Genomic DNA, 12,322 nt, shown 5'->3' on the forward strand with positions numbered 1-12,322 from the left:
CTCAGAGCCCTCCTTCAAGCATCAGGTTCGGAAACGGGTTGAAGTAGTCGCCGGACTTGGCAATCACCCCGTCGAGACCTTTGCCACCGTCCGGCTTGCGGGAGATTTCGGCAAACATGCCTTTGCTGATCGCTTGCGGCAGACCCATCCTTTCGATGTCGGCCAGAATCTGTTCGGTCTCGCTGAGCACGCTCTGTGCGCGCCTCTCGATCTGACCGCCGCGCCTGAATTCGACTTCGGCGTGCAGATCGCGCATGGTATTGAAGACGTACTTCGCGTTCTGCACGGCGAGGAAACGGTCCTGGATGAACGGCGTGTGGATGGCCTCGGTCATCATGCCAAGCAGGTGAATATCCTGCTGCGTCAGCGTGCTAGCAACGTTGAACAGCGCATCCTGGATGTGGCCCCGGAAAATGTTGCCGGTCATGTGCTTGGTCGGCGGCATGTACTTGAGCGACGCCTCGGGAAAGACCTGGCGGACCAGTTGCGCGTGGGCAATCTCCCAGAGGAAGCCGTTCTCCATCTCGGGATTGATCTCGAAGGCGTGCCCCAGCCCCATCTGCTCCGGCTTGAGGCCGGACAGATAGGCAAACTGCTCGTTGATCAGTTGCGAAGCCAGCACGGTGTGCGCTGCTTCGCAGGCATCCGCCGTTGTCAGGTAGTTGTCTTCGCCGGTGTTGATGATGATCCCGGCGTAGGCATTGACCATCCGCGAGAAGAACTGGTCGATGAAAGTCCGCTGCATGTTGATGTCCCGGAAAATGATGCCGTACATCGAATCGTTGAGCATCATGTCGAGCCGTTCCATCGCGCCCATGGCCGCGATTTCCGGCATGCACAAACCCGAGCAGTAGTTGGTCAGGCGAATGTAGCGACCGACCCTGGCGCCCGCTTCGTCAAGCGCCGCGCGCATCAGGCGGAAGTTTTCCTGGGTAGCGTAGGTGCCACCGAAACCTTCGGTGGTCGCGCCGTGGGGCACATAGTCGAGCAGGCTCTGGCCGGTCGAGCGGATCACCGCGATGACGTCGGCACCCTGCTCTGCAGCCGCACGAGCTTGGATCACGTCTTCGTGGATGTTGCCGGTGGCGACGATCAGGTAGAGCCACGGCCTGCGGCTTTCGCCAACCGATTTGATTTCGCTGTCGCGCCGTGCGCGCTGCCGAGCGATATGCTCGCACATCTTGCGGGCTTCAGCTTCGGTGGCTGCGCGGATCGCCTCTTCACCCTTGTGGCGCCGCATCGTCAGCTTGCCGTCGGCCACGGCTTCGGCGACCTGCTGCGCCGTACAGCCACGTTCGATCATGGCACCGACCACGATGGGCGCGGCACCATGTTGCAGCAAATCCTGCTCCTGCAAATGGCTGACCAGACGATTCGGAAGGGGCACCATGTTTTCATCGACGCCATCGATGCCGAGCAGACGCAGCGTGGCGCGCTCGACCGTCGTCGTGGTGAACGGCTTCATTTGCTCGAAGACACTGCGGGCAATGCGCCGCGCCGAGTCACGCGCGCGGTCGATTTGTGCCTGATCCAGATGCAAACGCGTCATCAACAGACTCCTGTTTCGGTCAGTACTCGTTCGAGAATCACGTCACTGACCTCGTATTCGGGAAAGGCCAGGCGGGCGGCGCCGAGCAGTTCTTGAGCAACGAGATGGTGGCCATGCGGCGAGCATGGATTCAAGGTGATGCCGGCAATATGGATCCGGCGACAAGCCAGCAAGCTGCCACCTTGTTGGCGAAACCGCTGGACATCGGCGTGTTCGATGAACAGCTTTGTGCCGTCGGCAACCACGAGCGTCAGACCGGGGTGTCGCGCGAGGAGCGCGTCGACCGTCAGCCAGAGAGCCTTACCTACCGCGCCGCTGACCGCAATCGTGCCGAGTTCCCGGTTGGCAAATTCGACCAGCGTCGATCCGGCGTTGAGCGTAGCGATATCGGCGAGGAACAGGGGTCCGCCGCTGCGGTCCCAGATACCAACGCCGCCTGACTCAAACACGGCCTGGCAGCGCGCCAGAATTTCCGGCGCGGCCTGGGGGATAGTCAGCATCACCAGTCGGTCGCGGGTCTTGCGGATGACGTCTCGAACGCCACCGCCGATGGCTGCGCCGGTGGCCAGAATGATTCCGTCGGCGATGGCCGGCGAGGCGTGCTGGCTGCGACCGAGAGCCCCATCGACGATGATCAGCGCGCAACCGCACTGTCTCAATTGCGCGATGATTTCTTGCTGATCGGAACTGCGCGACGCGCCGGCTATCTCCATTTCGCCGTGGTCCAGCGCGCGGACGATGACGATTTCGCCCATCGGGCTGCCCACTCCGGTGGCGGCAAGGAGCTTCCAGCGCACTTTGGCACGTAGCAGCGTGTCGCGGGCGGTGGCGATGACGCTACCCGACCAGACCAGTACCGGCGGTTTCGGAGTGAAGAAGACCTGGTCGCGGTCTTCTCCATCACGCCCGATCGAGGTCACGCCAATAGCCACGCCAGTCTCGGCAGCGCAAGCGAGAAGATGGTTCAAGGCCACCGTCTTGCCGGTGTTCTTGGTCATTCCCACGACGGCCAGCGTCGCCAGGCCACGTTCTCGGATCTGGTTCCAGAGGGCGCTGGTGCTCATGGCCGCCTGTCGGTTCAACTGAAAAGCTTGTTGGCCCACGCGACGCCTAGACGTACGACGCTTCGAATAGCTGGCGCAGCTTCGGGCTTTCGCGCAGCAGGGCCAGTGCGTACACTGCATGGTCCCTGGCGTAGCCGTTGCCAACGATCATGTCTACATCCTTGCCGACACCTTCGGCACCGAGTGCGGCAGCAGTAAAACTTGTCGCCATCGAGAAGAAGTAGACCTTGCCGCGGTCGCGGGTGGCCAGAATGCTGCCCATTTCGGTATTCTGGATATTGACGCAGTTGATCACCACATCGGCCATGTGGCCAGCAGTCACCTTGGCGATCGCCTCCATCATGGCCAAGGCATCGGTCGCATCAACCTGCACGGCGTGGTCAACCCAGCCGAGTTCGCGCATGCGCTGACAGTCGGTTGCAAATGGCGACACGCCGATCACGCAGCCCGCCGGGCCGGCGCGCTTTCGCGCCTCGTACACGCATAGCATACCCGATTTACCACCACCGCCAACCACCACCACGGTGTCGCCGGGGCGAACGAGGCGCGCGGTTTGCGCCGGCGCCCCCGCCACGTCGAGAACCGCCAAGGCGACCTTCTCGGGAATGTCGTCAGGCAGCTTGGCGTAAAGGCCGGTTGCGAAAAGAATCGCCTGCGCTTCGACCTCGATCTGGTCCTTGTCAAGGTGGACCTTCCTGATTGTCTTGATTTGCAGCGGCGTCAGCGACAGTGAAACGAGGGTGGCGATCCTGTCGCCCACGCGCAGGTCCACCTTGCCGGCCAGTGCCGGGCCAATCTGGGCAATCCGCCCGATCAGCATGCCGCCCGATCCGGTGACCGGATTATGATGTTTGCCACGCCGTTCAACGATGCCAAGCACAGTGCTGGCGATCCTCGCGAGGTCACCGGCAGCTTCCTGCTTGATCTGGCTGAAACTGGCTGCGTCGATGTTCAGGGCCGTAACGTCAATCAGGATTTCGTTGTCGTAGATCGCCATTGAATTGTCGATCCTCCACGCGCCCTGGGGGAGCACGCCGATCGGTTCGAGCACGCGATGCGTGCCGTAGGGGGAGCCGTGTTGCATGGTAGTAGACCTGGTAGTAAAGCTCGTCAGACCTCAAGAAGGGGAGCATCGCCAAACCGGTCGCAGCGGCGCGACCGGTGTCTGGCGGCGATCAGTTGCTGTGCGTCGGTAGCGCGTAGTCGCGGCCCAGCCCCGGCATCTCGACCGTTTTGCCGGCATAGTTGCGACACTTCACGGTCGTGCCCGATCCATCCGGCAACTCTTCTTCCTTGACGTAGCTCGGGATGATCGGCAGCTTGCCGAGGCCTCCGAGACCATCGACGATGAACGTCGGAACCGCCGGACCGCTGATCCAGCCACGGAGACCTTCGTATAGTTCCAGCATGCGCTGGTACGGCACGATGAAGTGGTGGGCACCTTCAACCATGTCGGTCGAGTAGACGTAGTAGTTCTACTTTGTCAGATTGTCTTTCAATCTAATGCTGAGAGCATGGCGGCTTGCTTTCTGTAGGCGGATTCCATGGCTTTGTGCCGCCGTCGATGCCTATCGATGATGGATGCCGCGAGGTCTTCGTCGGTGACGATCTTGGTAGGCAGCCGATGGCGCATGATCTCTATCAAGTCACGGCAGGAGAGCAGTTCAGCCGTCTCGCGATGGGCCAGGCGCTCCTTGGCCAGGAACATGGTGGCGATCATGACCAGGGCCATGTGATGGTGCCACGCCTGCCAGCGGCGGACCTGATACTCGGCCATGCCGCAGGCGCTCTTGGCCTCTCGGAAGGACTGCTCGACGAAATGGCGCGCTCCCTGCATTTCCGCCAAGCGGCGCAAAGACGCCCTGGGCTTGGCATTGGACAGGCCGAATTTGAGTTTCGTCCCATCGAGTTCCCGTCGTACCAGGAGATGCCAACGGCTCGCCAACGGCGCCTCGCCGTCCCAGACCCACACCCGCTGGGTGAGATAGTCGGCCATCACCTCGCCCTTCTCGCCGTCACGGATCGACAGACGCCCCCAGGCGGATGCCGACTGCGTGGCTGCCCACGCGGCCACCGTCATGGGCACCGCCGTGGTCCGCAGCCGACGGGGCGCTCGACCCTTCGACGAACGACGAGCCGCCACCGCGGGTGCGGGATCCTGGAGATAGATCGCCTGATCCGAATGCACCTCAGCGAAGAAGATCTCTCCCTCGACATCCAGTTCCCCGAGCAGCCAGGGCAAGTGCCCGTAGCCGCCATCAAAGGCGACGAAAGAGAAGTGCAAGCCTTCCCGCCTCAGGCGAATTACCATGTCCAGAGCGATCTCGCCCTTGGTGCGGAACGTCTGCGCCTCCTCAGGCACCCCCACCGCCTCGCAACGTGTCGTATCTTTGGCCCACTTCTCCGGCAGATACAAGTCGGCATCCACCACGCTTGCTACGCCATCGCGCGTCACCGCCGCGAAGACGCCCACCTGACAGTTATCGACCTTCCCCAAGCGACCGTTCCACTGCCGCGCCACGCCCGCGGACATGTTTCCCTTCTTCCCGAACGCGCTCTCGTCCAGGAGTAGAGCGCTGGGATAGCCGAAGTGGGCGTTGGCATCGACCACCAGTTGCCGACGCACCGCGCGCCGATCCCAATTGGATTCGCTAAGCATATGATGCAGTGGCTGATAGCGGCTGTCGGATACGGTTTCCGCCATGCACTCCAGGTTACGGCGCGAACTCTGGAACAGCCCGTGCAGATACCGGCGCGCGGTGTCTTCTACCGAACGGGTCCGGCTTCGAAAGCAATGGAGATAGGGCGCGAAGTGCGAATCGAAGTGCTCGAGTGCCGAAGCGACCAGCGAAGATATGCTATCGACGTAATGGAGTTGACATTGTCATTTACAACTCCATGAATAGATTAAACAATCACGACGTATGGCATTCTAGCACATGACAAACGCAGATCACAGGAAGGCGAATACGAATCTGACAAAGTAGAAGTAGGGACGAATACCCATTTCGATCGCCTGCAGGAACAGTTCGCGCATTACGTCAACATCGTCGTTGACGCCTTTCAGGCAGACAGTTTGCAGACCCATCATGATGCCGGCCTTCTGCAGCAGCTTGACGCGCTCGCGCAGCAGCGGGGTGATTTCCTTGGGGTGGTTGATGTGCGTATTGACCATCTGCAAACGGTGCTTTTCGAGCACGGCACAGAGTTCCGGCGTGATCCGGGTCGGCAGTTGAACGATCATCCGCGAGCCCATGCGCAGGAAGCGGACGTGTGGCGCGCGACGGCGGATTTCGCCGAGGATGTAGTCGAGTCGCTCGTCGCTGAAGGTCAGCGGATCACCGCCCGAGAGCAGCACGTCCTGAATCTGCGTGTTGGCAGCGATGTAGTCGATCGACCGTTCGATCTCGTCCTTGTGCACGGAACCGGTGGGCTGCGACACCATGCGCTTGCGAGTGCAGAAGCGGCACAGCGTGGCACAGGCATTGGAAACGAGGAACAGCACGCGGCGCGGGTAGCGGTGCACGATACTGGTACCGGGGACGGTATCGCCTTCTTCGCCGAGTTGATCAAGCATGGTGACAAAGCCGGGCTTCGTCTCTTCGGCAAAAGTCGGCATGTATTGCAGACGGATGGGGCACGCCGGATCCTCGCGATCCATCAGCTGCGCCACGTAAGGCGTGATCGACACGGCGAACTTGCCATAGACGGTCTGATCGACGTTCTCGACGTTGTTGAGGATGTCGTTGAGTTCACAGTGGTGCGTGTAACGGCGCGCAAACTGCTTCTGCCACGATTCTGCCGACGGATCGTAGGCAGCCAGAGCTTCCCGGGTGAGCAACTTGTTCTGGATATTGAATTCGATTGTCTGCAGCATGCGAGTTTCCTCTCCGGTGCGATTGATTGAATTTCGATCAAGGCGACGACAGAGGCGCAGTTTAGGGACGAGTCGCGCCGGCAGAAACAGGCAATTTGCCTGAAACATTGCAAAAAAATCAGTCATACTGACTGATCCTGCGGCAATGTGAAGGAAAACGAATGGCAAGAACCCTGGACAACCTCGATCAGCAGCTGATTGAACTGCTCAAGGTCAATGCCCGCCTGCCGGTGGTCACGCTAGCCAAGTCACTGGGTTGTGCCAGAAGCACCGTGCAACTGCGCCTGAAGGCGCTGGAGGACAGCGGCGTCATTTCGGGTTACACGGTGAGCGTCAAGAAACGGCAGAAAGATTCGAGCATTCGGGCGATGGTGTTGATCTCGAGCGACTCCAAGACCGAATTCGACGTCATCAAGGGACTGACCCGGCGGCATGAGATCGTCAAGCTCTATTCGATCAGTGGGCGCTACGATTTGTGCGCGATATTGACGACCGAATCGACCCAGGAACTCGATGCGATCATCGACAAGATTCGCGCCATCAAGGGCGTGGTCGACACCTTTTCAACCATCGTGCTGTCGACCAAGCTGGATCGTCCGGAGTAAGGACTGAGCGTTGTCGTCAAAGCCCTGGCCCACGCCCTGCCAGTCGCCTCGCCGCCAGAGCCGCTCGATCAGACCCTTGACTGCAGACGTTTGCTCGGGCTTGTAGAGGTAGCGCTGCCCATCCAGGATCGACAGCAGCCAGCTGCCGAGAACGTCGACCACCTCCCGCACGTCCAGCTTGTGTATACGCCATCAGACACCCGCCCGCCAGCGGACGAATGATCCCGAGACTTCGAGCAACGCGGCAAGAACAGCTATCTGCAGCCCGCTGGCGACTGGTCTCTCCCGCACGCCGGAACACCCGGTCGAACGGTGCGCATCGTCGATCGCTCGCATTGGCCAACGGCGAGGCCGACACTGCCTTTAGAGGGACGTGGTTCCCCATTGACGAGCGCCCTGCCCCAGAATTTTTATGGTTTCTTTACCAACGGCCACACTCCTTTTTCGACCATCTTGATGCCCACCACCCTAGCATTCAACTGTCGAAACACCTAAATGGAGCACTGTAATGGACGTCGTCTATCTTGTCGCACTGGCCACCCTGTCCGGGCTCGCCGCGGCATTCGCCAAGGGCTGCGCGCGATTGACGGGAGAACGCGCGTGAGCCTGCTGACCCTTCTCGCCGGCATCGCTGCGGGCAGCCTGCTGATCTACCTGATTGCGGCACTGCTCTTTCCGGAGGATTTTTCATGAACAACCATGCCTGGTTGTTGCTCGGTCTTTTCATGACCGTACTGCTGCTCCTGGTCAGACCACTGGGAATCTACATCTCCAGGGTGATGATGATGGAGCGTCGCCAGACCCTTGTCAGCGGCTTCGAAGACGCAGTCTTCAGAGTGTGCGGTGTCCGGCGCGATGAAGACATGGGTTGGCTGAAATACGCGTTGGCCGTGCTGTTGTTCAACGCGCTTGGCCTGCTCGCCGTCTATGCCCTGCAGCGCCTGCAACTCTGGCTACCGTTGAATCCGCAGGAGATGGCCAATGTCAGCCCCGATTCGTCCTTCAACACGGCAGTCAGTTTCGTCACCAACACCAACTGGCAGGGCTATGGCGGCGAGTCGACGATGGGCTACCTGGTCCAGATGCTGGGCCTGACGGTGCAGAACTTTCTTTCCGCGGCCACCGGCATCGTTGTCGCGATTGCCTTCATTCGTGGCTTTGCGCGCCATTCGGCGGCTGGCATCGGCAATGCATGGACGGACCTGTTCCGCGCCACGACCTGGATTCTGCTGCCGCTGTCTCTGCTCTTCGCGCTCTTTCTGGCGAGCCAGGGCGTGATCCAGAACTTTGCCGCCTATCAGGACGTGACGACGCTGCAAGTAACGAACTACGAGACACCCAGACTCGGCACCGACGGCCAAGCGCTGAAAGACGAGAACGGCAACCCGGTGACGGAGCCAGCGTCCACATCCATCCAAACCCTGGCCATGGGTCCGGTCGCTTCGCAGGAGGCGATCAAGATCCTCGGCACCAACGGCGGTGGCTTCTTCAACGCCAACTCGGCCCACCCCTTCGAGAACCCGACGCCACTCACGAACTTTGTGCAGATGCTGTCGATCTTCCTGATTCCCGGCGCGCTATGCATTGCCTTCGGCTGCATCGTCGGTGACGAACGCCAAGGCTGGACGGTTTTGGCCGCGATGGTCTTGCTCTTCGTCACCTTTGCCATCGCCGCAATCGGCTTCGAGCAGCAGGGCAATCCCTTGCTGGCGAAGTTCGGCGCCGACGAGTCGGCGAGCGTGAGTACTACCGCCTTGACCGACGGCAACATGGAAGGCAAGGAGACGCGCTTCGGCATTGCCGATTCGGCCCTCTTCGCAACCATCACCACGGCCGCTTCCTGCGGTGCGGTCAATGCCATGCACGATTCATTCACGCCGCTCGGCGGTGCCGTGCCGCTGGTCTTGATACAACTCGGCGAGGTCGTGTTCGGCGGTGTCGGTTCCGGCCTCTACGGCATGCTGATCTTCGCCGTGCTGGCGGTATTCATCGCCGGCCTGATGATCGGGCGTACACCCGAATACCTGGGCAAGAAGATCGAGGCGCACGAGATGAAAATGACGTCGATCGCCATTCTCGCCACGCCCCTGCTGGTGCTGGTCGGCACGGCTGTCGCGGTGATGACCGAGGCCGGCCGCGCCGGTATCGCCAACCCGGGTGCGCACGGCTTTGCCGAAATTCTCTATGCCTTGTCGTCGGCAGCCAACAACAACGGCAGCGCCTTCGCTGGGCTGTCCGCCAACACGCCTTTCTATAATGGCCTGCTCGGGACGGCGATGTGGTTCGGCCGCTTCGGGGTGATCATCCCGGTGCTGGCGATGGCCGGGTCGCTGGCAGCCAAGAAGCGGATCTTCGTGACCGCCGGCACGCTACCGACGCACGGCCCGCTGTTCGTCACGCTGCTGATCGGCGTGGTGTTGCTGGTCGGTCTGCTCAACTATGTGCCGGCGCTGGCGCTCGGACCGGTGGTCGAGCACCTGGTTTTGTGGTCGGCCCCCTGATTCGCTGGAGAATTTCATGACACGCAAGACGTTTTCCCTGTTCGACCCAGCGCTGCTCATACCGGCCATCGCCGACTCATTCCGCAAGCTCGATCCGCGCGTGCAGTGGCGCAATCCGGTGATGTTTGTCGTCTTCATCGGGTCGCTGCTGACAACGCTGGCGGCAATCCCCGCGCTGAGCGGTCCGGGTCAGGAGTCGACGGCGTTCATCCTCGGCGTTGCGATCTGGTTGTGGTTCACGGTGCTCTTCGCCAACTTCGCGGAAGCTCTGGCCGAAGGACGCAGCAAGGCGCAGGCGGCGTCGCTGCGCGGACTGAAGAAGGAAACCTGGGCGAAGCGGCTGCACGCGCCGCGCCCGGACGCCGAATGGCACACGGTACCCGCTGACGACCTGCGGGTCGGCAACGTCGTGCTGGTCACTGCCGGCGAAACCGTCCCCGCCGACGGCGAGGTGATCGAAGGCGTCGCCTCGGTCGACGAGTCAGCAATCACCGGCGAATCGGCGCCGGTGATCCGCGAATCAGGTGGCGACTTCTCGGCGGTCACCGGTGGCACGCGCGTGCTCTCCGACTGGCTGGTCGTGCGCGTCACCGTCAATCCCGGCGAAACCTTCGTCGACCGGATGATCGCCATGGTCGAAACGGCGAAGCGGCAGAAGACGCCAAACGAGATTGCGCTGGCGATCCTGCTGGCGGCGTTGACCATCGTCTTCCTCGGAGTCACCGCAACCCTGCTGCCGTTTTCAAAGTTCAGCGTGCACGTTGCCGGTTCCGGTTCGCCGGTCAGTATTACCGTCCTCATCGCGCTGCTCGTGTGCCTGATTCCGACGACCATCGCCGGCCTGCTTTCGGCCGTTGGCGTCGCCGGCATGAGCCGCATGATGCAGGCCAACGTCATTGCCACCTCGGGCCGCGCGGTCGAAGCCGCCGGCGACGTCGACGTGTTGCTGCTCGACAAGACGGGCACGATCACCCTGGGCAATCGCCAGGCGGCTGCCTTCCTGCCCGCCGACGGGGTCAGCGAGAGCGAACTCGCCGACGCCGCGCAACTGGCGTCGCTCGCCGACGAAACGCCGGAAGGCCGCAGCATCGTCGTTCTCGCCAAGCAGCGCTTCAATCTGCGCGAGCGCGATGTGCACGCGCTCGAGGCGCAGTTCGTGCATTTCTCGGCGCAGACCCGGATGAGCGGCGTCGATGTGCATGGCCGGAAGATTCGCAAGGGGGCCACCGACGCCATCCGCCAGCATGTCGAGGCCATCGGCGGCGCCATGCCAGCATCGGTGCTGACGGCGGTCGAAGCTGCGGCGCGGCGTGGCAGCACACCACTGGTCGTTGCCGATGACAAGCGCGTGCTCGGCGTCGTCGAATTGAAGGACGTCGTCAAGGGTGGCATCAAGGAGCGCTTCGCCGAACTGCGCCAGATGGGGATCAAGACGGTGATGATCACCGGTGACAACCGTCTGACGGCCGCGGCGATCGCCGCCGAGGCAGGTGTCGATGATTTTCTCGCCGAAGCCACGCCGGAAGCCAAGCTGGCGCTGATCCGCCAGTACCAGGCCGAGGGCCGCCTGGTAGCGATGACCGGCGACGGCACCAACGATGCCCCGGCACTGGCGCAGGCGGATGTTGCCGTGGCGATGAACACCGGCACACAGGCGGCCAAGGAAGCCGGCAACATGGTGGACCTCGACTCGAACCCGACCAAGCTGATCGAAGTCGTCGAGACCGGTAAACAGATGCTGATGACCCGCGGTGCGCTGACTACCTTCAGCGTCGCCAACGACGTGGCCAAGTATTTCGCGATCGTTCCCGCCGCCTTCGTCAGTACCTACCCGGCGCTGTCGGCGCTCAATGTGATGGGGCTGGCCAGTCCGTCCTCGGCTATTCTCTCGGCGGTCATCTTCAATGCCCTGATCATCATTGCGCTGATTCCACTGGCCTTGAAGGGGATCCGCTATCACGCCGTCGGCGCCGCCAGCCTGCTGCGCCGCAACCTGGCCATCTACGGCCTGGGGGGGCTCGTCGCACCCTTTATCGGCATCAAGCTGATCGACATGGCACTGGCCGCCGCCGGTCTTACCTGAGGAGATAGTCGTGAAAAAGCTGCTTCGTCCCGCCATTTCGCTGTTCGTTCTACTATCGATCATTACCGGGGTGTTCTATCCGCTGCTGGTCACCGGCGTTGCCCGACTGGCTTTCCCGGCTGCCGCCAGCGGCAGCCTGATCATCAGGGAAGGCAAACCAATAGGCTCCGAACTGATCGGGCAGAACTTCACCGAGCCGAGGTACTTCTGGGGCCGGCCATCGGCAACCGCACCGCAGCCCTATAACGCGGCCGCTTCGTCCGGGTCCAATCTCGGACCGCTCAATCCGGCGCTGGCTGCCGCGGTCAAGGCCCGAATCGAGGCGCTGCGCGCCGCCGACCCCGGCAACCCGCGGCCGATACCGATTGACCTGGTCACCGCTTCGGCGAGCGGTCTCGACCCGCACATCAGCCCGGCGGCAGCCGACTACCAGGCGGAGCGCGTCGCGCGTTCCCGCCAGCTTGATCCGCAGACCGTGCGTCAGCTCATCGCGCAGCACAGCGAAAGCCTCGACCTCGGCGTCTTCGGCGAGCCACGCGTACATGTCCTCAGGCTCAACCTCGCCCTTGACGCGATAAAGCGCTGAACGGGCTCAACCTCGCCCGAGATACATGACCGTATGGCCCTGAAAACGCGGAAAATG

Annotated in this window: 12 protein-coding genes; 5 read left to right on the forward strand and 7 right to left on the reverse strand. The window is 61.9% G+C overall.

The annotated features are described in order from the left end of the window. Nucleotide 1 precedes the first annotated feature (1 nt). From V5B44_RS21290 to V5B44_RS21315, 6 genes are all read right to left on the reverse strand, one after another. Complete coding sequence (locus V5B44_RS21290; RefSeq protein WP_332361063.1) at nt 2-1,549, reverse strand: lysine 5,6-aminomutase subunit alpha; 1,548 nt, start codon at nt 1,547-1,549, stop codon at nt 2-4. Then, nucleotides 1,549-2,613 (reverse strand): hypothetical protein, encoded by a 1,065-nt coding sequence (locus V5B44_RS21295; RefSeq protein WP_332361064.1) that lies wholly within the window; start codon nt 2,611-2,613, stop codon nt 1,549-1,551. The genes V5B44_RS21290 and V5B44_RS21295 overlap by 1 nt, the downstream gene beginning before the upstream one ends. Before the next feature lie 46 nt (nt 2,614-2,659). Continuing rightward, entirely contained in the window at nt 2,660-3,697 is a 1,038-nt protein-coding gene (locus tag V5B44_RS21300; protein WP_332361065.1) for an L-erythro-3,5-diaminohexanoate dehydrogenase, read from the reverse strand. Between the two features lie 91 nt (nt 3,698-3,788). Further along, the gene (locus tag V5B44_RS21305; RefSeq protein WP_332361066.1) at nt 3,789-4,064 is read right to left on the reverse strand and encodes a hypothetical protein; all 276 of its coding nucleotides are present in this window, start codon (nt 4,062-4,064) and stop codon (nt 3,789-3,791) included. Nucleotides 4,065-4,108: 44 nt separating this feature from the next. After that, a complete protein-coding gene (locus tag V5B44_RS21310; RefSeq protein WP_332360054.1) occupies nt 4,109-5,470 on the reverse strand; it encodes an IS701 family transposase in 1,362 nt (453 codons plus the stop codon). 96 nt (nt 5,471-5,566) lie between these two features. Next, nucleotides 5,567-6,490 carry a KamA family radical SAM protein gene (locus V5B44_RS21315; protein ID WP_332361067.1) on the reverse strand — a complete coding sequence of 308 codons (924 nt, stop codon included), beginning with the start codon at nt 6,488-6,490 and terminating at the stop codon, nt 5,567-5,569. A gap of 161 nt (nt 6,491-6,651) precedes the next feature. Between V5B44_RS21315 and V5B44_RS21320 the strand changes: the two genes are divergently transcribed. Further along, nucleotides 6,652-7,095 carry an Lrp/AsnC family transcriptional regulator gene (locus tag V5B44_RS21320; protein WP_332344220.1) on the forward strand — a complete coding sequence of 148 codons (444 nt, stop codon included), beginning with the start codon at nt 6,652-6,654 and terminating at the stop codon, nt 7,093-7,095. On the opposite strand, the gene V5B44_RS21325 is transcribed toward V5B44_RS21320, so the two are convergent. Continuing rightward, nucleotides 7,054-7,266: a hypothetical protein gene (locus tag V5B44_RS21325; RefSeq protein ID WP_332361068.1), complete on the reverse strand. Its 213-nt coding sequence runs from the start codon at nt 7,264-7,266 to the stop codon at nt 7,054-7,056. The genes V5B44_RS21320 and V5B44_RS21325 overlap by 42 nt on opposite strands. A gap of 429 nt (nt 7,267-7,695) precedes the next feature. On the opposite strand from V5B44_RS21325, the gene V5B44_RS21330 reads away from it, so the two are divergent. From V5B44_RS21330 to kdpC, 4 genes are read left to right on the forward strand one after another with little or no spacing between them, the layout of a single operon-like run. Beyond that, nucleotides 7,696-7,788: a potassium-transporting ATPase subunit F gene (locus tag V5B44_RS21330; protein ID WP_332361069.1), complete on the forward strand. Its 93-nt coding sequence runs from the start codon at nt 7,696-7,698 to the stop codon at nt 7,786-7,788. Then, nucleotides 7,785-9,596, forward strand: coding sequence for a potassium-transporting ATPase subunit KdpA (kdpA, locus tag V5B44_RS21335; protein ID WP_332361070.1), 1,812 nt, complete (start codon nt 7,785-7,787; stop codon nt 9,594-9,596). The genes V5B44_RS21330 and kdpA overlap by 4 nt, the downstream gene beginning before the upstream one ends. A gap of 16 nt (nt 9,597-9,612) precedes the next feature. Next, nucleotides 9,613-11,679 (forward strand): potassium-transporting ATPase subunit KdpB, encoded by a 2,067-nt coding sequence (kdpB, locus tag V5B44_RS21340; protein ID WP_332361071.1) that lies wholly within the window; start codon nt 9,613-9,615, stop codon nt 11,677-11,679. Nucleotides 11,680-11,689: 10 nt separating this feature from the next. Further along, nucleotides 11,690-12,265 (forward strand): potassium-transporting ATPase subunit KdpC, encoded by a 576-nt coding sequence (kdpC, locus tag V5B44_RS21345; RefSeq protein ID WP_332361072.1) that lies wholly within the window; start codon nt 11,690-11,692, stop codon nt 12,263-12,265. Nucleotides 12,266-12,322: the final 57 nt, after the last annotated feature.

The sequence above is a fragment of the Candidatus Accumulibacter necessarius genome, assembly GCF_036625085.1.